This is a genomic window from Lactobacillus sp. ESL0225 (assembly GCF_003692905.1).
Lineage (GTDB): Bacteria > Bacillota > Bacilli > Lactobacillales > Lactobacillaceae > Lactobacillus > Lactobacillus bombicola.
In genome coordinates this window covers 53,233-74,013 of sequence record NZ_REHK01000008.1, presented here as the reverse complement: position 1 = coordinate 74,013, position 20,781 = coordinate 53,233, and the positions used below count along the sequence as shown (strand labels likewise).

Annotated in this window: 21 protein-coding genes, 1 tRNA gene and 1 other annotated feature; of the genes, 18 read left to right on the top strand and 4 right to left on the bottom strand. The window is 35.0% G+C overall.

Features of this window, described 5'->3' with window-relative positions:
* Positions 1 to 941: 941 nt before the first annotated feature.
* The 3 genes from F5ESL0225_RS05175 to F5ESL0225_RS05165 form a co-directional block, all read right to left on the bottom strand.
* A complete protein-coding gene (locus F5ESL0225_RS05175) occupies positions 942 to 3,347 on the bottom strand; it encodes a Xaa-Pro dipeptidyl-peptidase (RefSeq protein WP_122048008.1) in 2,406 nt (801 codons plus the stop codon).
* Between the two features lie 79 nt (positions 3,348 to 3,426).
* Positions 3,427 to 3,795: an arsenate reductase family protein gene (locus F5ESL0225_RS05170; protein WP_122048007.1), complete on the bottom strand. Its 369-nt coding sequence runs from the start codon at positions 3,793 to 3,795 to the stop codon at positions 3,427 to 3,429.
* Between the two features lie 98 nt (positions 3,796 to 3,893).
* Positions 3,894 to 4,931 (bottom strand): PTS sugar transporter subunit IIC, encoded by a 1,038-nt coding sequence (locus F5ESL0225_RS05165; RefSeq protein WP_122048006.1) that lies wholly within the window; start codon positions 4,929 to 4,931, stop codon positions 3,894 to 3,896.
* A gap of 411 nt (positions 4,932 to 5,342) precedes the next feature.
* On the opposite strand from F5ESL0225_RS05165, the gene dhaK reads away from it, so the two are divergent.
* The 4 genes from dhaK to F5ESL0225_RS05145 all read left to right on the top strand — a co-directional run bounded on the left by dhaK (position 5,343) and on the right by F5ESL0225_RS05145 (position 8,096).
* Positions 5,343 to 6,338: a dihydroxyacetone kinase subunit DhaK gene (dhaK, locus tag F5ESL0225_RS05160; RefSeq protein ID WP_122021908.1), complete on the top strand. Its 996-nt coding sequence runs from the start codon at positions 5,343 to 5,345 to the stop codon at positions 6,336 to 6,338.
* 12 nt (positions 6,339 to 6,350) lie between these two features.
* Positions 6,351 to 6,935 (top strand): dihydroxyacetone kinase subunit DhaL, encoded by a 585-nt coding sequence (dhaL, locus tag F5ESL0225_RS05155; protein ID WP_090092791.1) that lies wholly within the window; start codon positions 6,351 to 6,353, stop codon positions 6,933 to 6,935.
* The gene (dhaM, locus tag F5ESL0225_RS05150) at positions 6,932 to 7,306 is read left to right on the top strand and encodes a dihydroxyacetone kinase phosphoryl donor subunit DhaM (RefSeq protein WP_122021907.1); all 375 of its coding nucleotides are present in this window, start codon (positions 6,932 to 6,934) and stop codon (positions 7,304 to 7,306) included. The genes dhaL and dhaM overlap by 4 nt, the downstream gene beginning before the upstream one ends.
* A 70-nt stretch (positions 7,307 to 7,376) precedes the next feature.
* A complete protein-coding gene (locus F5ESL0225_RS05145) occupies positions 7,377 to 8,096 on the top strand; it encodes an MIP/aquaporin family protein (RefSeq protein WP_122048005.1) in 720 nt (239 codons plus the stop codon).
* 491 nt (positions 8,097 to 8,587) lie between these two features.
* Here F5ESL0225_RS05145 and F5ESL0225_RS05140 read toward each other — a convergent pair.
* Positions 8,588 to 8,661: transfer RNA gene (locus F5ESL0225_RS05140), tRNA-Arg, on the bottom strand.
* 239 nt (positions 8,662 to 8,900) lie between these two features.
* Here F5ESL0225_RS05140 and F5ESL0225_RS05135 point away from each other — a divergent pair.
* The 14 genes from F5ESL0225_RS05135 to F5ESL0225_RS05070 all read left to right on the top strand — a co-directional run bounded on the left by F5ESL0225_RS05135 (position 8,901) and on the right by F5ESL0225_RS05070 (position 20,772).
* Positions 8,901 to 10,682, top strand: a complete 1,782-nt coding sequence (locus tag F5ESL0225_RS05135) for a DUF2207 domain-containing protein (protein ID WP_122048004.1) — start codon at positions 8,901 to 8,903, stop codon at positions 10,680 to 10,682.
* Positions 10,683 to 10,765: 83 nt separating this feature from the next.
* Positions 10,766 to 12,079, top strand: coding sequence for a DUF2325 domain-containing protein (locus tag F5ESL0225_RS05130; RefSeq protein ID WP_122048003.1), 1,314 nt, complete (start codon positions 10,766 to 10,768; stop codon positions 12,077 to 12,079).
* A 117-nt stretch (positions 12,080 to 12,196) separates the two neighbouring features.
* Complete coding sequence (locus F5ESL0225_RS05125) at positions 12,197 to 13,036, top strand: YitT family protein (RefSeq protein ID WP_090092780.1); 840 nt, start codon at positions 12,197 to 12,199, stop codon at positions 13,034 to 13,036.
* An 89-nt stretch (positions 13,037 to 13,125) separates the two neighbouring features.
* Positions 13,126 to 13,205: a sequence feature (ribosomal protein L21 leader region), on the top strand.
* A 12-nt stretch (positions 13,206 to 13,217) separates the two neighbouring features.
* Complete coding sequence (gene rplU, locus F5ESL0225_RS05120) at positions 13,218 to 13,532, top strand: 50S ribosomal protein L21 (protein WP_090092778.1); 315 nt, start codon at positions 13,218 to 13,220, stop codon at positions 13,530 to 13,532.
* A gap of 13 nt (positions 13,533 to 13,545) precedes the next feature.
* The gene (gene rpmA / locus F5ESL0225_RS05115) at positions 13,546 to 13,839 is read left to right on the top strand and encodes a 50S ribosomal protein L27 (protein ID WP_046307181.1); all 294 of its coding nucleotides are present in this window, start codon (positions 13,546 to 13,548) and stop codon (positions 13,837 to 13,839) included.
* Between the two features lie 150 nt (positions 13,840 to 13,989).
* A complete protein-coding gene (locus F5ESL0225_RS05110) occupies positions 13,990 to 15,099 on the top strand; it encodes a Xaa-Pro peptidase family protein (RefSeq protein WP_122021903.1) in 1,110 nt (369 codons plus the stop codon).
* A gap of 81 nt (positions 15,100 to 15,180) precedes the next feature.
* Positions 15,181 to 15,750 carry an elongation factor P gene (gene efp / locus F5ESL0225_RS05105; protein WP_090092775.1) on the top strand — a complete coding sequence of 190 codons (570 nt, stop codon included), beginning with the start codon at positions 15,181 to 15,183 and terminating at the stop codon, positions 15,748 to 15,750.
* Positions 15,751 to 15,768: 18 nt separating this feature from the next.
* A complete protein-coding gene (locus F5ESL0225_RS05100) occupies positions 15,769 to 16,233 on the top strand; it encodes an Asp23/Gls24 family envelope stress response protein (RefSeq protein ID WP_122024758.1) in 465 nt (154 codons plus the stop codon).
* Positions 16,211 to 16,609 (top strand): transcription antitermination factor NusB, encoded by a 399-nt coding sequence (nusB, locus tag F5ESL0225_RS05095; protein ID WP_122021901.1) that lies wholly within the window; start codon positions 16,211 to 16,213, stop codon positions 16,607 to 16,609. Before F5ESL0225_RS05100 ends, nusB begins: the two co-directional genes overlap by 23 nt.
* 50 nt (positions 16,610 to 16,659) lie before the next feature.
* On the top strand, positions 16,660 to 17,508 hold the full coding sequence (locus F5ESL0225_RS05090) for a tetrahydrofolate dehydrogenase/cyclohydrolase catalytic domain-containing protein (protein WP_122021900.1): 849 nt from the start codon (positions 16,660 to 16,662) through the stop codon (positions 17,506 to 17,508).
* A complete protein-coding gene (gene xseA / locus F5ESL0225_RS05085; RefSeq protein WP_122021899.1) occupies positions 17,498 to 18,865 on the top strand; it encodes an exodeoxyribonuclease VII large subunit in 1,368 nt (455 codons plus the stop codon). Before F5ESL0225_RS05090 ends, xseA begins: the two co-directional genes overlap by 11 nt.
* Positions 18,846 to 19,088: an exodeoxyribonuclease VII small subunit gene (locus F5ESL0225_RS05080; protein ID WP_122021898.1), complete on the top strand. Its 243-nt coding sequence runs from the start codon at positions 18,846 to 18,848 to the stop codon at positions 19,086 to 19,088. The genes xseA and F5ESL0225_RS05080 overlap by 20 nt, the downstream gene beginning before the upstream one ends.
* A gap of 4 nt (positions 19,089 to 19,092) precedes the next feature.
* Complete coding sequence (locus F5ESL0225_RS05075) at positions 19,093 to 19,959, top strand: polyprenyl synthetase family protein (RefSeq protein ID WP_122021897.1); 867 nt, start codon at positions 19,093 to 19,095, stop codon at positions 19,957 to 19,959.
* Positions 19,960 to 20,772, top strand: coding sequence for a TlyA family RNA methyltransferase (locus F5ESL0225_RS05070; protein ID WP_122021896.1), 813 nt, complete (start codon positions 19,960 to 19,962; stop codon positions 20,770 to 20,772).
* Positions 20,773 to 20,781: the final 9 nt, after the last annotated feature.

The window sequence follows — 20,781 nt, the reverse complement described above, 5'->3', positions numbered from 1 at the left end:
AATGCATATAAGCAGCTATTTAGCTATATTTTAAAAAGTAAATAAGCTCGATTAATTTAAGTTTTTAACAAATTTAAATCCATAAAAATATTCTCCTTAAATAAAATTTATGTTATATGGATTGTAAGAAAGCGCTTCTTTAAAATACTACAATTATAATATACAAGTATATATTTTTCAATAAAATTCCATTTAGATATAATATAATTATAACTTCTTTTATGATAAAAATTAATCATCTAATTATTATGTAGTGTCTAAATTGTGTTAGTAACAACTATAAACTTTATTATTGTGTTTTTTAGTTGAACTTACGATCATTGTTTAACTTAAAGAAGTCATAATAGGTAGTTTGGACATAGTAAAAAATTATTAATGATTAGGTAGGCAATCACGATAGACTTAAATTATTGGTGAATGCCTAAAGCAAAGTTGCTTGATTTTAAACTATCAGTTAGAACTTTATTTACCAAAATTTTAATCGTTTTAGAAAATATAGAAGTTATGGAAGATCAAATTAGCTTCAATTACTTAAAATTTTTCTATTTATTTAAACTGAAATTTCAAAAAATAGTTCTAAAAAATCATCTGCCACAGTTTACATGCAAAAATTTAAAAATAAAGTATGTGCAGAACTGACAAAAATATGTAACGTATAATCCTATTATTATTGTGTTTTACGAATATCAAGTTTGTCTTAATTCTGATGATTTGCTTACGCTGGATGGTTGACCATTACTTAACCCCATATATATTTAGCGATACTATCCGATTTAATTTAAGCTTAGGGCTAGATTTTTTAGAAGTGACCATGTGCATAAAGTGGGATTAGCTACTGAATTAGGAGCTGCCCCCACTAGCACGTAAAAATAAGAGAAAAGAAGAATAACCGTTAGCTCATAAAAGCTAGCGGTTATTAAAATTAATTTAATCAAGAACTATTATGATTGTTGATTAAACCGAATTTCGGTTTGCGTTAAATCAACTGTGTAAGTTGTGTCTTCAAGTGGCCGCTTGGTCATACCTTGATCAGTTGAATAAATTATCAGACATAAGCGACTTTGAACTGGTAATTTGTAGTAAGTTGGCTGCAATTGAAATTCCAAGTCATAAAATTGGTTTGCCTCAATCGCCCTCGGCTTTTTCAAATCAGCATAATTTTGTAAGTTCATGTGCCCCTTAGTGATTAATTTAGCGGGAGTTACTTTATCAGGCATAAATTCTTGCAAGGTATCGGTTCCAAAACGATAGGCTAATTCTTGCCCTCCAGGCATAATCAAACGGGGAGTGGGAGTTAATCGCTTACGCTCGCCTAATTCTACGAGGGCAACTGATAATTGCCCTTTATTAAGATTAGATGAAACTCGTACTTTTACCGTTGGTCGTCCCACTATAGTGACCGGGTGAATAAATTCTTCAGTGGTAAAACGTAAACTGACTTTGGTCCACTTTTTAGCACCACTAATAAATTGATTTTGCCAATCGCTTTCAGAAATTTTAGCCTTTTTAAATTCCTTTCCCCCAACATCAGTAAAGGCAAGCTGCTTTTGACCATTGCCATCTTTTTGCAATTGACCATCATCGGTTGGGTAGTAAGTTGATTCATGACCGCAATCATTACTCCAGTCTTGTTCTTGATGCCATGTGTCAGCTTCTAAGTTATCCTGAATCATTACCTGTGGCCATTGCTTATACGCCTGATTTTCAATACCTAACAATTCGTGCACGAACCATAAGTTCATCAAGTCAGTAAAATCGATTGAAACCAAGTTATTCATATTGTAGTGTGGGCCTTGATGTAAAAAGAGGTGGTGTTCAATTGGTAAATTTTTAACTTTTTGCCAGATTTTATAAACATTTTTGGGTTTAACATTCCAGTCATTTAAGCCGTGCACACTAATCCATGAGCATTTAATTTGGTCAGTATGATGGCGGTAATTACGAACATCCCAAAAGTCAGAATATTGCCCCGTTAGGCGATCGGCTTTTGCCAACAGAGTTTTTTGCATTTCGTCATATTTGGGCTTGATTTTGAGATAGTCACCGGCATCCCAGAGATTAGACTGACAAGTTTCAGCTAGCATATCTAAGTCTTCTCCTTGACAAGCTTCTGGTGCAATTACTAAACCATGTTCACGGTAGTAATCGTACCAAGAAGAAATGGCAGCTTCAGAAACGACAGTTTTTAACCCAGCTACTCCAGTTGTCGCTAGTGCAATTTGTAAAGTCCCTAAGTATGACCGTCCAGTCATTCCGATGTTACCATTGCACCAATTAGCTTTAGTTTCGTGCTTTCGAGTGCGGTCGGTATAAGCAATTCGATCACCGTGTAGCCATTCGATAACAGCTTTAGCACTTTCAGTTTCTTCAGGCCCTCCTGTAATGCGCAAGCCGTCGCTACCACGAGTACCAATTGCTCCAGCCACAACGCTAGCAAAGCCGCGAGCAAGCATATATTCATTTAAAGTATAAGGTGCTTTATTTAATGCTCGTTCAGTTGCTGGATTTGCGTCAGTATTGCTACTAGTGGGTGCTTTAGCCTTGATATGATTGGCGGGCTGGTACTGAGGATTAGACCATATAGTTGCATCAGTTAAGTTTTCATCAACACTATGGTTACGCTTTTCATTAGCAATTACACCACCAAAATAAGGATCGGCAGTATAAAGTGCAGGGACGGGCATTTTAGCACTTTCACTAGGTCTAAAAATGGTGGTTTGTAATAAGTCGGGGTGACCATCACCATCTGTGTCGAGATCACATTCAACATAGACTACTTCGCGAATGACTTTACTGGTATCAAAGACTGGTTGACTTTTGCCATTGAATAAAACAAATTCATTTTGCGGTAATTCATTTCGGCGGTCATAAAAATAGCCCTTGCCAGCCATTACATCAAGTAATATTTGCCCATTTTTAGTGCGAGTATTTAGCAATCGATAAAAAGCTGCAATCAAGTCGGTGGAATTATCAATTTGACTTACGGTTGGTAAGGCTTGCTTTTTCATAAATTTTACTGGGTTAGCTAAATCATAGTCGTATTGAACGTGATAACCTAATAATTGTAAGGCAACGTTGTAAAATTGCTCAATTGAGATTTTTTTTGGTTTATTAGTTAGAAAAGCTGTCAAGTTTTGGTTACTTGATACGGCAAATTCAGTTAATTTAGCTTTACGGGCGTCTTCATCTTGTGGATTAACTTCAGCTAGAACATTGGCAACCATTGTAGTCAATAATTCACTAAAAGTTAGTTGTTCAAAATTTGCTGGCAAGAATTTGATTTTAAGAAGTTCTTTGACTTGAGTTTTATAGTCAGTTTCAATATAAGCGTATTGATTATATTTCATATAATTCTCCTTTTTATTTATCTATTTTACATGTTCTAATTAAGTTATGAAAGAAGCATTTCAAAATAAAAGCAGGCAATCATGCCTGCTCATTTAGCCAAGTCTTTTGATAAAGATCTTCATTAAATCCACATGTTAAATTCTGTTTGCTAACTACAAGTGGACGCTTAATTAATTTGCCATTTTGGGACATCATCTCGGCGGCTTCCGAAATCGACATCGCACTAACTTTATCTTTAAGATGCAGTTGCCGATAATCTTGACCGTGTGTATTGAAGAAATACTTTAAACCGCGATCTTGATATTGGGTTAACCAGCCCATCAAATCTTCCTTTTTAGGTGGCTGTTCCACCAAGTCTTGAAAGTCAATTTTGACATGATGGTCAGTTAACCATTTTTGTGCACTACGCGATGTTGAGCAACGCTTGTAACCATAAAATTTTATCATTTTAATAACCTTCTTTATTTGAATGATAGTTAATTATACCAATTGCTAGCTATCAATGTTAAGCAAGCACACTGAGACTCTTTTTGACTAGGGGGTTTTTATTTGAAATCAAGTTTGAAATCTTGACTACTAAAGAAATGTAACCTGTTATTACAGATATAGTTAGCAATTAGACCAAGAGCAATTGGTAGAATAAAGAAGAGAAGCGTAATTAAAATTATTGAACCAAAATCATTTGTCCTGCCAGTCATTGCTGCAATCGGGCCAATCAATCCAGAAAAGCCAAAACCTGCACTCATTGGAGTACCAGCAATTTTGAATATTGCACCCAAGCCGCCCATAATTCCGGCGTTAATCATTAAAGGAATCAGTAATTTAGGTTGGGTGATTAAATTTGCCATTTGCATTTTTGGCGAACCTAAAAAATGAGCAATTGAAGTACCAAAAGAGTTAGCGTTCCAGCCAAAAATGGCCAAAGCAAAACTAGCCGCTGTGATTCCTAGATTAGCCGACCCAGCAGCAATTCCGGAAATACTAATTGCTGTAGCAATCCCGACAGAAGAAATTGGCGAAACAATTAACAGAGCAAATACAATGCCCATTAAAATACCTATAATTATTGGTTGTAAATTAGTTAAATGTTCAACCCCCACGCCAATAAGCGCAGTTAGTTGGCCAATTGGACCTCTAGTTAAACACCCAATTCCACCAGCAACCACTAAAACAATTAAAGGGACTAGTAAAATGGTGTAAGCTTTAAGTTTTTGTCCTAAAAATAAAACCAGGCCATAAGCTAGCATGATTGTGATTGTAGTATTAACGACATCCCCATTACCAATAACCATAATCTTTCCATTTTTCATCATAAAATTACCGGCTCCAGCGACTGCAGCCAGGGCAATTGAAGCAGTTTGAATCGGGGTTAAGTTACCAGTCATTCCGACACACACAGCACTAATTACGGGTAAAAGTGCTGCAGCAAAGGCGGTTAATACTAAGATAAAATTGAGTTGGGGCCAAATTGGTAAAAGTGCTTTAATTAATTGCCCAATTAAAGCTCCTGGAATTAGGGCTACAACAATACCGATTGATAAACCATTTAATGTATCAAAAGTGATTTTTTTGATAGTCTTCATAAATTTCTCCTAAAAATAAAACTCACACAACTGACGACAATTGTGTGAGTTCTTTATTAAGAAGTAAACACTTAAGACTTTGACACAATTGCCGTAGGCCAGTGTGTCAAATAAATGACAAACTAGGCATTTAGTTTAAAAAAACAAAATACCAAAAATAATATTTAACTTGTGGTTGATTAGTTACGTTGCTAGTCGTCATAATCGTTAACCTTTCATAAATATTTAATCAGTATCATACTAAATTACAGAGAAGATTTCAAGTTAAAGCTTAAGAAGTAATTTAAAAAACATCTTAGCTATCAATGTAAAGTTATTAATTTTTTTATAATGTATCATTATAACAGATATTGAAAACGTTTTCTGCTATACTTAGTATTGTAATCAAAATTATTAAAGGGAAAGTTTATCATGAAAAAAATAATTAATAATCCAGCTGATGTTGTTTCAGAAATGTTGTCTGGACTGACTAAGGCGTATCCGCAAATTATTACCTCCATCCCAAAAACTGCAGCTGTAATACGCTCAGATCAAGCTTCTATGGTAAATAAAGTTGGACTTGTCAGTGGTGGAGGTTCAGGTCATGAGCCGGCTCATGCTGGCTTTGTCGGCAAGGGAATGCTCACAGGTGCAGTTTGTGGTCAAATTTTTACTTCTCCAACACCTGATCAGATTTATGAAACAATTAAAGCAGCTGATCAAGGACGTGGGGTCTTTTTAGTTATAAAAAATTACTCTGGTGATGTAATGAACTTTGAAATGGCTAAAGATATGGCTGAAATGGATGGAATTAAAGTTGACTCAGTTATAGTTGACGATGATATTGCAGTAGAAAATAGTATGTACACGCAAGGTCGTCGTGGAGTTGCCGGAACAATTTTAGTTCATAAGGTTTTGGGTGCAGCTGCGCAAGCAGGAGCTTCCTTGCCAGAAATTAGTCAGCTAGCGCAAGAAATTTTGCCAAATATTAAAACTGTTGCAGTTGCTCTATCTGCTGCTACTAATCCCGAAACAGGGAAACCAGGTTTTGAATTAAAAAACGATGAAATTGAATATGGTGTCGGTATTCATTCAGAGCCAGGCTATCGCCGGGAAAAAATAAAATCATCTCAAGCATTAGTGACTGAACTTGTTAGCAAAATTGATCAAGAAATACATTTTGACCCTCAAAAGCAATATGCGGTTTTAGTCAATGGCTTAGGAGCAACACCATTAATGGAACAATATATATTTAGTAATGACTTGCTAAATAATTTAGCGCAAAAGCAGATAAAGCCAGTTTGGATGAAAGTTGGCAATTATATGACCTCAATAGATATGGCAGGAATTTCGCTTACGGTTTTTGAATTACAAGCAAAACAGTGGTTAGAGTATTTAAATGAGCCAGTTGAAACTATTGGTTGGTAATAGGAGATAAAAATGACATTAACGGTTAATAATTTGATAATATGGATGGCTAAGTTTGCTGATAAAATAGCAGTTAATAAGCAATTCTTAAGCGATTTAGATACTCCAATTGGTGATAGTGATCACGGCTTTAATATGGATCGCGGGATGCAAGCCGTCATGGCCAAATTAAAAACAAAACCATCAAGTTTGCCAGAAACCTTTAAAGTTATTGCTATGACACTAATTTCTACGGTTGGCGGTGCTTCAGGTCCGCTTTACGGTACTGCTTTTTTAGAAATGGCAAAAAAAAGTAGCACTACCACTGATCTAGTTGATCTACTAACAGCTGCTTTAAATGGTATTGAAAAACGTGGTGGAGCTGAGCCGGGTGATAAAACGATGGTGGACGTTTGGCAAGCAGTAATTCCAGAAATTAAAGCGCACACGCTCACGGAGAATAAAATTGCTAGTGCAGTTGAAGCTACTAAAGATTTAGTTGCTAAAAAGGGACGTGCCTCATATCTAGGTGAAAGAGCCAAGGGTCATGTTGATCCAGGGGCACAATCAAGCGCATATCTATTTACTGCTTTATTAGAAACTGAAGGTTTATTATGAAATTAGGTATTACATTAGTCTCGCACGTTCCTGAACTTGTTATAGGATTAGATAAGTTACTCGCTCAAGTAGCAAGTGATGTTTCAATTACAAGCGCAGGTGGGAACAGCAGTGATGAAATTGGAACAAGCATGGATAAAATTTTAACGGCTTTTTCAACTAATCAAGCTGAAGAAATTTTGGCTTTTTATGATTTAGGCAGTGCAAAAATGAATTTAGAAATGGCTACTGAAATGACTAATAAAAAAATTCATTTGTATGATGTTGCTTTTGTTGAAGGAGCATACACTGCAGCCTCACTTATCCAGGCTGGTGTTGGGCTAACTGAGATTGAACAGCAATTAGCACCTTTAAATATTAAGAATCAGTAAAACTTTAAATTGTTATTTGCATCGTGCTTAGGGTATAATTAACACATTCTAAAATAGAAAAGGGAAAATTATGCATAATAGTTTAATGATGCAACTCATAGGTGAGTTTATAGGAACAGCTTTTGTTGTACTATTTGGTGATGGAGTATGTGCAGCTGTTAACTTGAAAAAGTCAAAAGCAAATGGTGCAGGCTGGATTGCGATTGCTTTAGGCTGGGGGCTAGCTGTGACACTTAGCGTATATTTTGTAAGCTGGTTAAGTCCAGGGCATTTTAACCCAGCAGTCACAATTGCCATGGCTACAGCAGGTAAGTTTGCTTGGTCGTCGGTTTTGCCTTATATTATTGCCCAAGTAGCAGGTGCTTTTGTTGGTGCAGTAGTGGTCTGGTTAACATATTATCCTCATTGGGCCGAGACTACTGATCAAGAATTGATTTTAGGAACGTTTAGTACTGAACCGGCAATTAGAAATTACTTTTGGAATTTCTTTGCGGAAGTAGTGGGTACTTTTATCTTTGTTTACGGCTTGTTAGCTTTTACTAAAGCTAATATTCCTGCTAATTTGAATCCAATTCTTGCAGGATTGTTAATTGCTGGTTGCGTTTTCTCAGTTGGGGGAATTACAGGTTATGCAATTAATCCTGCTCGTGATTTTGGTCCTAGATTAGCCCATCAGCTTTTACCGATTGCTAATAAAGGTAAGTCGGATTGGGCTTATAGCTGGGTACCAGTAGTTGGTCCCATAGTAGGTGGCCTGCTAGCAGCTTTGTTGTTTAAGGTTATAGCTTAATCTTGAGCTCTTTTATATAATATAACTAAGCAAAAATCCTCAGAATCTAAAGTTTCTGAGGATTTTTTGTTTAATTAATTATTTTGATAGGAACAAAAAGAAGTTAAATTGGGTCTTCTTTTCAAATAAAGCAAAAGCTCATGGTCGTAATTGGCTTGCTTTGCGAGGCTGATATCAAACTGCAGGTGCTATTTATACTTTAATATTTCTAAGCTCAATGATTACCAAGTTTTAACTATAGCCAAAGATTCAGGAATTTGGGGCGGAATATTATTACCGGTCACAAAAATTAGCTAAGCAATTAAAGAGTTACCATTATTCAGATTTTGAATGCAATCCATTTTTTAATAAGCAATCAGAAGCATAATATTAGTAACACAAGGCTTCAAAAAAACCGCTCTATTTATAATTAGAGCGGTTTTTATTGAAAAATGTTGGCCAACTTTTAAACTTCTTAGGTTTTCAATCCTTAAGGTTTAATCTACTATAAATGATCCGGGTGAGATTCGAACTCACGACCCACGGTTTAGAAGACCGTTGCTCTATCCAGCTGAGCTACCAGACCATTGCTCTAACAAGAACATTAACTATTATAGAGAAAAGTTTTGCTAATTGCAACCATAAAATCAATTTTTTAATTAGGGCCAAAAAAGAATGAACAGCAAAGTGTAAAGTTATCATCTAACTATGGTAGCAACAATCTTAAATTGTTCATTACTTAATATTTATTTTTTGTTAAATTATATACCATTATTTTAATAAAGTATGTATAATTGAAAATAATTATTTTTGAGGATTACATATATGAAAATTAAGCTTAAGAACGTTATGCCATACATAACCACTTTATTACTATTATTTTTATACGTAAAAAATGTTAGCGCAGAAGTTGACTATCGAATTGAAAATAATGTAACGACAGCTTCTATTAAAGAAGATGGATCGCTTGCAATTAAAAAGCAAATTACTTATAAATTCAAAAGTCAAAGTAAGGGAGTTTTTTATCAGCAAAATCTTACTCCTACACAAAGTTTAGTTGATGCGAAAGTTAAAATTCAAAATGAAAATCAAATAGGACGTTATTCGCATAATTTTAGTTTGCAAAAAGTGAATTCAGGATACCACTTTACAGTCTATAATCATGTTAAACCTAACTCTAGATGCACTGTAACTTATTTTTACAAAATTACTCAAGCTATTACAAATTATCGTGATATAGCTGAATTGAATTTTATGATTATTGGTGATAATTGGGACAAAGATTTAGATCATGCAAAGGCAGTTGTACTTTTTCCGGGTCCAGTGAAAAATATAAAAGCTTGGGCTCATGGACCACTTAATGGTTATCTTAAAATTGACAAAAAGAAGGGTAAGATTACGATGACGGCCAGTAATCTTGATGGTCATGTAGGAATAGAAGTTCATACAATTTTCCCGTTAAGTGTTACATCTAAAAATAAAAATATAGTTGATCGAACTCATCGAGCATTTGTTTTGAAACAAGAAAAAAAATTGAGCCAAGAGACTAATCGTAAGAGAAAGAAAATTTTTATTTCTGAAATTTGGTTAGTACTTATAATTGTGTTAAGTGCCACTAGTGCAACTGTGCTAGGATTTACGGTGAAAAAACAAGGTGGAACAGTCCATAACTCTAATTCTATTCCCCATAATTACGAATGCCCCTCTGTTAACGCTGTAGTGGCCCAGATTATGGACAAAGTTGATATGCCAGATATTAGAGCATTTACAGCGTATTTAATGGAACTAGCGGTGAAAAAGAAAGTACTAATTGAGGACTATCAAAAAGATGGGACCACTTTTTATAGAATAACTTTAAAGGATATGCATTTAATTAGTCAGGATCCACTTTTAGCAGCTTTATTCAATGATATAGGTAATGGTCAAACTGTAACGACTGAAGAAATCAAAAATTCTCGTGGAAAAAAAGTTAGCCAAAAAGTTAACCATTGTTACATTGATTGGCGTATAAAGTCTTATAATGAAGTTGTAAATCAAGGCTTGTTAGCAGAGAAGTTGATTCATAAAAGAAATACTAATCAAACAATCATTTGTTCCCTATTGTTTCTTAGCTTTGGGGGAGCACTAATATTCTTTTTTAAATTTTCTGAATTTAGAATTGTAATGTTAGTTGTGGAAACTATTTTATTGTTTTTTGGCATCAATGCTTTAGTTCACAGTAATAATATGATTAGTTTTTATTCTCAAAAAGGAGCTGAAATTACTAATCAAATTCGTGGATTTAAGCATATGCTAGAAGACATTGGTAGCTTTGAAATGCGTGATGTTGGTGACTTAGTTCTTTGGGAAGATATTATGCCTTATGCAGTGACTTTTGACCTAGCTAAAAAAGTTTTAAAAGAGTTAAAAATTGAATTTACTACTGATGAATGGCAACAAAGTGACTTTTATATTCATGAGCCAATTTATAATTTCAATAGCAAAGGATTTTATGAAAGTTTTAATAATAGCTTAGGATCGGCTTGTTCGATTGGAGGTACATCAGGCGACTTTTCTAGCGGTACCTCAGGTGGCTTTGGCGGTGGCTCTGGTGGAGGTGCATTTTAATAATTTATTTTTGAAAAAGCTCAGTTTTAAGTTGGCTTTTTTCTTGTTATACTTAATTTACTGAATTAGAAAAGTGAAAAATAATGTTTGATTATCGTAATAACTTAAAAAGAATTTTAAACCAAACAGCTGGCGATGAAAAAAGCCTAAGTAATGGACTAGCTGCAATCAAGTTAATCTTGGGTATGGCTGATGAGGCATTAGGTGCTCAAATAACTAGTACTCAGGTTGACTATAAACAAGTAAACCTCTTTTTGAGGGGGTTAATAGCTTTAATTAAAAATCCAGGTGATAATCACGCAAAAAATAATACTTTGAAGGCAATTCGGCAAATATTGTTAACGCCAAAGCTTGAACCTGGGTTGCGTCAAACTTTAATCGATCTAAGCCAGGCAGTTAAAGCTTCGCAAACAACCAAAGAAACTATCAACAAAAAGGTTTTTGAACAAGCACTACAAAAAAAGATAATGCCTAAAGTGGATTATCGTAAAGGTAAGCGTTATGTAGTTGTTCGACTACTGTCAGGCTGTGACTTAATTAATGACAGTAAGCGATGTGTTTTTACATTAAAAGAATCACAAATCCATTCTTTAAATTTGAAAAGTGGAGATATTGTTGAAGCATTACCAGTAGAAGATAATCGTAATTACGAAGCAGAAATATTAAGGGTCGTAGGCTTTCGTCAGCTTTCGCGAATGGAAGTTGATCAAATTTCTACATTTAAATATGCGGTAATACAAGGAAATTCCGGTCATTTAACTATCAGTCATAATATTAAAGGGCAAAAGCTACGTATTCGTGGTAAATCCATTACTTTATCTGTTGATGAAAGCAAATTTGAAGAGAAAAATATCCCATTAACTGATGGCTCAATTGTTGATCTAGCTTGGTATGATGGCGATATCCGTTTAAAGAAAAATCCTACCGAAGCTATTGAAATTCGGTGGATTTATGAACTGGATCAGCCTGCCACCATGTCTAAATTAAAAAAGAAAAAAGTCAAACAAACAGATCAAGCTACGGAAATGCCAAAATTGGCATTAAATTTACATTATCAACGTGTTGGCATTGCAATTGGCAATAACCAAAATGAAGCACTGCTTGAAGGAATCGTCAAACGCTATAATGGAATTCCCATAGCAATTGATGCCTTTCAGGGAAAGAAAAAAATAATTGAACAGCAGATAAAAAATTTAGATATTGTTATTCTTGTTACCGCTTTTGCTGCTCATGATAGTACATGGAATATCAGCGAATTTACTAGCAAATATAATGTTAAATTTGCAGTTAGTTCTAGTAAAGGATATCAAGCTTTTGAACGTGCTCTCTACCGAGCAGAAATGGGCTTACCTGCTTATGAAGGCAATCAGACAATTGAATATAAAAAAGCAAATTAAGGCTTTTAATAAAAATACAAATAATTAAGAATTATTTGTATTTTTGCATATTTATTGAATAAACAGGTCAGTCTTGAGTACAATATAGACCAAAGTTTTTTATGAAAGGAAGATGAGATGGGGAAAGAAAAACATGGACATACTTGGCAGTATTGGCTTTTCTTCTTGTCAGGATTAGAAATAATTACCGTTGCAATTAATTTGTTTTATGCGCCAATCAATGTTGCGGCAGGAGGATCAACTGGAATTGCAATCTTAGTTGATGCAGTTTGGGGAATCAATCGCTCACTGACAGTTTTCATTATTAATTCATTAATGCTGATTATGGCGGCAATTTTTTTAGGTCGACAAACATTAAAAAAAGTGGCAATTGGTAGTCTGCTTTTACCAATTTTAATGGAAATTACCCCAAGTTTAAAACTAACTTCCAATAATATGCTGGCAGTAATCTATGGTGGTGTGCTTATGGGAATTGGCGTCTCGATGCTCTATCGCATAAATGCTTCATCAGGTGGCACTACAATTCCGCCACTAATTATTAAAAAATATTTTTTTATCGATCCAGCTATATCCTTAATGATAATTGATATGTCAATTATTTTTTTGAATATTTTTGTTGACGGTACTGAGGCCTTTTTACTCGCTGCTTTTTCACAAATTATAACGACCTTAACTATGCACTATACTGAGACTGGGTTTGATAAGAAGTTTCAAGTTCGCATTATGAGTAATCAACAATTGGAGCAAATCAAAAATATGTTACAACGCGATTATGACGGATTAACTGTCTATAATGTTATTGGTGGTTATAGTGATAAAGATAAGCAACAATTGGTAATTATCGTTGATACTAATGAATACGGTCAGTTAGTAGCAAAAGCACGTGAAATTGACCCAGAGGCTTTTATAGTGACAGAAAATATTGCTAAAGTTCATGGTGGAAAATGGCAAATGTAATTTTAATTAAACATGATTGCTAACTTGTTTTAATCTTGCTAATTCTTACCAATAGTAGTATCATACAGTAGTTGTATTTGTGGAGACCTTCACATCTGCAACCGCACAAATAGGGGTAAGAAGACTTTTATTTATAAAAGCACCCTTATTGGCGAGTCTAAGTATTTTTTGGAGGGCAGTAATGTACGCAATTATTAAGACTGGCGGTAAGCAATATAAAGTTGCTGAAGGCGACAGTATTTTCGTAGAAAAACTTGACATTGAAGAAGGTAAGGAAGTTACCTTTGATGAGGTAATTCTTGTTTCTGATGGTAAAGACGTTAAAGTTGGTACACCATTAGTTAAGGGTGCCAAAGTTGTTGCCAAAGTTGAAAAACATGGTAAAGAGAAGAAAGTTGTAACTTTCAAATACAAACCAAAGAAGCACTCACATTCAAAATATGGTCATCGTCAACCTTATACTAAGGTTGAAGTTGAAAAGATTGAATTAAGCTAGAGGTGAAGTGATTATGAATATTTTAAATCTCAAATTATTTGCCCACCACAAGGGTGGAGGTTCAACTGCCAATGGTCGTGATTCAGCTGGTCGCCGTTTAGGTGCCAAGGCTGCTGATGGTCAAACTATTCACGCAGGAACGATTATTTATCGTCAACGTGGTACTAAGATTCACCCAGGCAAGAATGTTGGTCAAGGTGGAGACGACACTTTATTTGCATTAGTAAATGGTGTAGTTAAATTTGAGCGTAAAGACAAGTACAGAAAACAAGTTTCTGTTATTCCTGTCGAAGAAGAAGCTAAGTAATTTAGTTCTTAATAAGAAGACGAAAAGCATGTGCTTCTCGTCTTTTTTATATTTATGACTTTACTATAGATAATATTTTTAGTTGGAACTGATTAATTAACGCTGGTGCTAATTAGTACTAATTTTATGGTCGAATTTGGAGATACTGAAATGAATGAAACAAATGACTTATTAACACTTCTAAATAAGCGGATTGCCCAAGTAGGTAAGTTGATTACAGATCAAGGTGCGGATGGCTTTTTGATTTTTAATCAAGCTAATTATCGTTATTTAACTAATTTTACTGGTGAAGAAGCGCAATTGATAGTAACTAATCAGGGTGATCGGATTTTATTGTCTGATTCCCGCTTTGATAACCAAATTAAAGCTGAGGCACCAGGTGAAATGTCAGTTGTCATGAAACGTGGTAATCAGGATGAAGAAATTAGTCGGCAGTTGCAACATGCCAATTTACATAAGGTCTTAGTGGAAGGTGAATTTGTTTCTGCAGTAGAATTTGCCAATTTGCAAAAGTTAAATCCACAAATTGAGTTTCAAATTGTAGAAGAATTAGTTGAGCGTGTGCGCAATGTTAAAGATGATTTAGAAATTGCCACTTTGCGTCAAGCAATTAATATCTCAATGAGTAGTTTTAATGAAATTTTACCGATGATTAAACCTGGTGAAATTGAACGTAATATTGGTGCTAAGCTTGACTATCTTTTTAAGTTAAATGGTGGCGATGGCCCCAGTTTTGCTACGATTATTGCATCGGGTGTTCGATCAGCCTGGGCTCATGGTGTAGCAAGTGATAAAGCAATTGAAGAAGGTGACTTGGTAGTAGTTGACTTTGGCGCCTTTTATCATGGCTATGCAGCTGATATTACACGCACTATGGCTGTAGGGAAAGTTGATACTGAATTAAGTAAAATTTATAACATTGTTTATGAGGCACAACGTCGTGGTATTGCAGCAGCTATTGTCGGTAATCATGGAAATGATGTTGATCGAGCAGCGCGCGATTATATTAATGAACAAGGATATGGTCAATACTTTGGTCATGGTATTGGTCACGGCATAGGACTAGAAATTCATGAATTATGTCAGCCGGCCTTACCGTTTGGTAAGCAAGAACTGGTTAATAATATGGTTCATACGGTTGAACCAGGAATTTATTTACCTCAAAAAGGTGGCGTAAGGATTGAGGACGATATTTTAATTCATGGACAAAGTCCGGAAACACTATCAACCTTGCCTAAAGCTGAGTTAATTTCTTTATAAAAGATAATATTTTTAAATATTATTTATAGTAAAATCATGTCTGAATTGGTAAGATATTATTATGGAGATGAGGTAGTTAATATGACAATGATTTCAGTTAATGAGTTTAAAAATGGTTTAACCATTAAGTATAACAATGATTTATGGCGCATTGTTGAGTTTCAACATGTTAAGCCTGGTAAGGGTAGTGCATTTGTTAGATCAAAGTTAAAGAGTCTGAATACTGGTGCAGTACAAGAATATACATTTCGTTCTACTGCTAAGGTTGACACAGCAGAAATTCAAACGAAAGCAATGCAATATTTATACAATGATGGATCAAACTATGTTTTCATGGATACGACAACCTATGATCAATTAGCTATTCCTAATTCACAAGTTGAAGAAGAAGCTAAGTATCTGAAGGAAAATATGGATGTTAGCGTAATTATGCATGAAGGTAAAACTCTAGGAATCCAATTGCCAAACACAGTTGAATTGATAGTTGCTAAGACTGAGCCAAATATTAAAGGTGATACTTCCTCTGGTGGTGGTAAACCTGCAACTATGGAAACTGGGCTAGTAGTTAACGTACCTTTCTTTATTAATGAAGGCGATGCATTAATAATTAATACTGTAGATGGTACTTACGTATCTCGTGCAAATAAGTAGTTTTTTGAGGTAAATAAAATGGCAGATAGTTCAAAGATTGTCTTAGATGATAAAAATAACGGTGAAGAAATCGAAATAGATTCTAGTGTTCTTGAAGTTATCATGGGCATTGCTGCCGAAAAAGTTGACGGAGTTGCCGCAATGCACGGTAATGTTAAATCTGGAATCAATCGCGTTTTGGGACGAGAAAATCGAGGCAAAGGAATTGCAATCAAGCTTGACGATGATCACAATTTGATTGCCGATGTTTATGTAAGTTTTGAAGCTGGCAGTTATGTGCCTAAAGTTGCAATGGATTTGCAAAAATCTTTAAGACAGCAAGTCCTACAAATGACTGACTTGGTTTTGAAAGAAATTAATGTTCACGTGACGGGCTTAGTATTTCCGGATGACCCAGAAGAGCAGCAGGATAATAGGGGAACCTCTCAGCTATTTTCTGACATTGATGAAAAGAGTAAAAATGAATCAACACCAGAGTCGTAGAGTAGCAATGCAAGCAGTGTATTTGGCAAACCAAGAACCAACGTATACTGCTTCTGAAGTTGAAGCTAAAACGGTTGCTACACTTAATCTAAAGGAACTTTCTGCTTATTCAAAAAATATTATTGAAGGCGTGATTGAAAAGCGGGAGGAAATTAAAGCTAATCTTGCCAGTTGTTTAAAAGAAAACTGGCGAATCGATCGAATTAGTCAGATTTTACTTGCTATTTTAGAAGTTGCTTTATATGAGATTAAGTACAGTATGGACATAGAGCCTAGGGCAGCAATTAATGAGGCTTTAAACTTATGTGATGAATTTGCCGATCCCAAAAATAAGCCTTTTATTAATGGTATTTTGGCGAATTTTATTAAAAAATAACTAGTAGTCGGCTGAATAGCCGGCTATTTTTAGTAGAAAAGGAATTATGGATGGCACAACTTTTAGATGGGCAAAAGCTAGCAAATATTCGGGCAACTAAACTTAAAAAGCAAGTAGATGAATTAAAAAAGCAAGGTGTTCAACCTTTTTTTACCGTAATTAATATTGGTGATGATATTAGCAGTAAAATTTATCTTAAAAGTAAAAAAAAGCTAGCTACTAAAATTGGAATTAAACAAAAAATTTTTCAATTAGATTCTGCTACTAGTCAAGCCGAGCTATTGAGCTTGATTGCTAGATTAAACTCTGAAAGTCAGGTTAATGGAATTATGATTCAGTTGCCAGTTCCAAGCCAGATTAACTTAAATGAAGCTCTCTCTTTAATTGATCCGGAAAAGGATGTAGATTGTTTAACACCAAGTAATGTGGGCCGTTTGTGGCAAGGTAATCATTTTGTTGAACCAGCAACTGCTCATGGTATTTTGGCTTTATTAAAGCACTATCAGATTGACCCTAGTGGTAAGCATGTAGTAATCATTGGGCGTAGTAGCATTGTTGGCAAACCACTAGCAGCATTGATGCTAGAGCAAGATGCGACAGTTTCTGTTTTGCATACGAAAACTAATAATCTCGCTAAATACACTAAAGAAGCTGATATATTGGTGTCTGCAGCTGGACAACTGGGACTAATAACGGAAAAAATGGTTAAGGACAATGCAATAGTGATTGATGTAGGGATTAATCGTATTGGCAATCAGATAGTTGGTGACGTTGATTTCCAAAATGTAGCACCTAAAGTTAGTTATATTACCCCTGTACCTGGTGGGATTGGTCCACTTACAGTTGAATCACTAATGGAACAAGTAGTGAAATTAGCAAGGAGAAAAAATGGCAGATGATAAGTATCTTTCCGTAACTGATTTAAATTATTATATTACGCAAAAATTTAAAAATGATCCGTATTTACATAAAGTTTTTTTACAAGGTGAACTATCTAATTTTCGGTATCGACGTAATTCACACCAATACTTTTCATTAAAAGATGAGAAGTCTAAACTAAATGTTGTCATGTTTCGGACCTATTTTGACAAAGTTAACTTTAAGCCTGAAGAGGGGATGAAAGTTTATATTACTGGCTATGTTAGCGTTTATGGACCACAGGGAACTTATCAATTTTATGCCGAAACAATGGAACCGGCAGGCTTAGGTGCCTTATATGAGCAATTGCAACAGCTTCAACATAAATTAGCGCAAGAGGGATTATTTAACCAAGAACACAAGCAACCTTTACCACATTTTCCTGATCGAATAGCGGTTGTTACTAGTGCATCTGGAGCTGTAATTCATGATATATTGGTTACGGTTAATCGCCGCTTTCCGCATGCACAAGTTGACTTATTTCCAGCCCAAGTTCAAGGAGATCAAGCGGCTGACTCATTAGTTAATGCAATGAAACAAATAATGGCTATTAAAGATAAATATGATGTAATGATTATTGGTCGTGGTGGGGGCTCACTTGAAGATTTATGGCCGTTTAATGAAGAACGAGTTGTTCGGCAAATATATGAGATGCCAGTGCCAGTAATTTCTTCTGTAGGTCATGAAACTGATACTACATTATGTGATTTAGTAGCTGATGTTCGGGCGGCAACACCAACAGCGGCGGCAGAATATGCCACTCCTAATTTGACCAATGAATTAGCTAATATTCATCAACTCCAAAGTAGTATGCTTGCCAGTATGCAAAATATTATTCATGCCCGCCGAGAAGCTTTAAAGCGGATTGATAATTCGGTTATTATGCGTGAACCCACACGACTTTATGATGAACAAGCTCAGACTTTGGATTTCTTAAAAGAGCAACTTAGGCGGAACATGGTGCGACTCTTAGAGCTTGCGCAACAAAAGTATCAATTAACAAGGCAACAATTATTAGCTAAGAGCCCTAAAGATAGAGTAAAACAATACGAAGAAAGGGCTAGTTTTTATCGACAAAAATTGGATACTAATGTAAAAAATATTTTACAGGAAAAAAGACATGGTTTAGCTAAAATTGGGCAACAATTAGATGATTATAGCCCACTTAAAACTCTTGATCGCGGTTATGTTTATGTAGTTAATGAGCAAAAGCAGACAATCAGTTCAGTTACGCAGCTTAAGCCAAATAATAAAGTCAACCTTAATTTCAAAGACGGTAAAGCAGTAGCAGTTATAAAATATACAAGGAGAATTAAGAATGGTAACGAAGAAAAATAATTTTGAAGAAGAATTAGCTAAATTACAGCAAATTGTAGCTAATTTGGAAAATGGTAATGTGGCCCTAGAGGATGCTTTAAATGAGTTTCAAACCGGTGTTAAGTTAAGTCGAGATTTAAATCAAAAACTGACCGCTGCCGAGCAAACTGTCGCTAAGCTAATTGAAAGCGACGGTTCAGAACATAAAATTGATCCTAATAGTAGTGCTGCACCGGAAGAATAAAAAAATGACTTTTAATGATTTTAAAATAAAATGGACACCAATAATTGATAATTATTTAGCTAGTCACTTAAAATTAGAAGTAAACAATGCAAAATTAAGCGAGATTATGGCTTACTCAGTAATGGCAGGAGGTAAAAGATTACGACCCTTATTGTTTTTAGCAACTTATTCGTCATTGAATAAAGAGATTTCTGAAAAAGAAGTTAGAATTGCTTGTGGAATAGAACTAATCCATACATACTCGCTAATTCATGATGATTTGCCGGCAATGGATAATGATGACTACCGTAGAGGAGAACTAACTAGTCATAAAAGATGGGGCGAAGCTGAAGCTATTTTGGCTGGAGATGCATTACTTCCGATGGGGATTCAGTGGATTGTTGAAGGCAGTAATGAGCCAAAGTTGGTTAAAATTATTACCGCTGCAATTGGTGCAAATGGCATGGTTGGTGGCCAATATCTAGACATTGATTCAACAAATAACAAAAGTGTTGCTAATGATGCTAATTTCATTGATAAAATGGAGTGGCAAAAGACAGGTTGCCTAATACAAGCAAGTGTTGAAATGGCAACAATTCATGGTAAGGCAAGTAGTCAAAGTAGTAAACAACTTGTTGCTTTTGCCAAAGATTTTGGTCGTGCATATCAAATTTATGATGATTTAGTTGATATTGTTGAGACAACCCAAGAAGCTGGGAAAGCAACTCATAAAGACCAAGCAAGTGGTAAAAATAATACTTTAACTTTACTTGGAGCTGAAAAAAGTCGTCAAGAATTGAAAGAACTAATTAAACGGGCAAAGTCTAATTTAGCAAATTTCGATGATTCAGTTTTAGTAGGATTTCTTGATTTGTATCAAAAGGTACTATAAATGACAAAAGAAAGAGCAGATATTTTACTAGCTAAACAAGGATTATTTAATTCACGAACGCAAGCACAACGTGCAATTATGGCCGGACTGGTTTGCGATCATAATCATCAACGAATTGATAAAAGTGGTACAAGTTTTCCCAGTGATGAGCAATTTTTTATTAAAGATTCAGGAAAAAAATATGTCTCACGCGGTGGTTTAAAGTTAGAAAAAGCTTTAAAAGTTTTCAATATTGATTTGACCGATAAGATTTGTCTAGATATTGGTGCTTCAACTGGCGGCTTTACTGATGTGGCATTACAAAATAGGGCGAAATTAGTCTATGCTCTTGATGTTGGTTATAACCAGTTAGCCTGGCAATTACGTGATGACTTGCGTGTAGAAGTTATGGAAAAACAAAATTTTCGCTATAGTAAACCAGAAGACTTTACTAAGGGTTTGCCTGACTTTGCTATGACCGATGTATCTTTTATATCTCTTGATTTAATTATGCCACCTATGTATCAAATTTTAAAAGATCAGTGTGAGGCAGTTTGCTTAATTAAGCCACAATTTGAAGCTGGTCCAGAAAACGTTGGTAAGCATGGTATAGTAAATGATCATCACGTTCATTGTGCGGTAATAAAGCATACGATTGAGCAAGCTTTAGCAATTGGCTTTAATGTGTTAGCAGTTGACTATTCACCGATTAAAGGGGGAAAGGGAAACATAGAGTTTTTAATTCATTTACAAAAAAATGAAAGAGATGGCGGTAAATTAATTTGGCCAAATACGCCCGCAGAGATTGTTGAACGAGCAGTAAAAGGACTTTAGGAGAAAAAG

What these genes read in the sequence shown, in the direction of transcription:
- F5ESL0225_RS05175 (WP_122048008.1), bottom strand. Translation starts at nt 3,347, where the DNA reads ATGAAATATAATCAATACGCTTATATTGAAACTGACTATAAAACTCAA.
- F5ESL0225_RS05170 (WP_122048007.1), bottom strand. Translation starts at nt 3,795, where the DNA reads ATGATAAAATTTTATGGTTACAAGCGTTGCTCAACATCGCGTAGTGCA.
- F5ESL0225_RS05165 (WP_122048006.1), bottom strand. Translation starts at nt 4,931, where the DNA reads ATGAAGACTATCAAAAAAATCACTTTTGATACATTAAATGGTTTATCA.
- dhaK (WP_122021908.1), top strand. Translation starts at nt 5,343, where the DNA reads ATGAAAAAAATAATTAATAATCCAGCTGATGTTGTTTCAGAAATGTTG.
- dhaL (WP_090092791.1), top strand. Translation starts at nt 6,351, where the DNA reads ATGACATTAACGGTTAATAATTTGATAATATGGATGGCTAAGTTTGCT.
- dhaM (WP_122021907.1), top strand. Translation starts at nt 6,932, where the DNA reads ATGAAATTAGGTATTACATTAGTCTCGCACGTTCCTGAACTTGTTATA.
- F5ESL0225_RS05145 (WP_122048005.1), top strand. Translation starts at nt 7,377, where the DNA reads ATGCATAATAGTTTAATGATGCAACTCATAGGTGAGTTTATAGGAACA.
- F5ESL0225_RS05135 (WP_122048004.1), top strand. Translation starts at nt 8,901, where the DNA reads ATGAAAATTAAGCTTAAGAACGTTATGCCATACATAACCACTTTATTA.
- F5ESL0225_RS05130 (WP_122048003.1), top strand. Translation starts at nt 10,766, where the DNA reads ATGTTTGATTATCGTAATAACTTAAAAAGAATTTTAAACCAAACAGCT.
- F5ESL0225_RS05125 (WP_090092780.1), top strand. Translation starts at nt 12,197, where the DNA reads ATGGGGAAAGAAAAACATGGACATACTTGGCAGTATTGGCTTTTCTTC.
- rplU (WP_090092778.1), top strand. Translation starts at nt 13,218, where the DNA reads ATGTACGCAATTATTAAGACTGGCGGTAAGCAATATAAAGTTGCTGAA.
- rpmA (WP_046307181.1), top strand. Translation starts at nt 13,546, where the DNA reads ATGAATATTTTAAATCTCAAATTATTTGCCCACCACAAGGGTGGAGGT.
- F5ESL0225_RS05110 (WP_122021903.1), top strand. Translation starts at nt 13,990, where the DNA reads ATGAATGAAACAAATGACTTATTAACACTTCTAAATAAGCGGATTGCC.
- efp (WP_090092775.1), top strand. Translation starts at nt 15,181, where the DNA reads ATGACAATGATTTCAGTTAATGAGTTTAAAAATGGTTTAACCATTAAG.
- F5ESL0225_RS05100 (WP_122024758.1), top strand. Translation starts at nt 15,769, where the DNA reads ATGGCAGATAGTTCAAAGATTGTCTTAGATGATAAAAATAACGGTGAA.
- nusB (WP_122021901.1), top strand. Translation starts at nt 16,211, where the DNA reads ATGAATCAACACCAGAGTCGTAGAGTAGCAATGCAAGCAGTGTATTTG.
- F5ESL0225_RS05090 (WP_122021900.1), top strand. Translation starts at nt 16,660, where the DNA reads ATGGCACAACTTTTAGATGGGCAAAAGCTAGCAAATATTCGGGCAACT.
- xseA (WP_122021899.1), top strand. Translation starts at nt 17,498, where the DNA reads ATGGCAGATGATAAGTATCTTTCCGTAACTGATTTAAATTATTATATT.
- F5ESL0225_RS05080 (WP_122021898.1), top strand. Translation starts at nt 18,846, where the DNA reads ATGGTAACGAAGAAAAATAATTTTGAAGAAGAATTAGCTAAATTACAG.
- F5ESL0225_RS05075 (WP_122021897.1), top strand. Translation starts at nt 19,093, where the DNA reads ATGACTTTTAATGATTTTAAAATAAAATGGACACCAATAATTGATAAT.
- F5ESL0225_RS05070 (WP_122021896.1), top strand. Translation starts at nt 19,960, where the DNA reads ATGACAAAAGAAAGAGCAGATATTTTACTAGCTAAACAAGGATTATTT.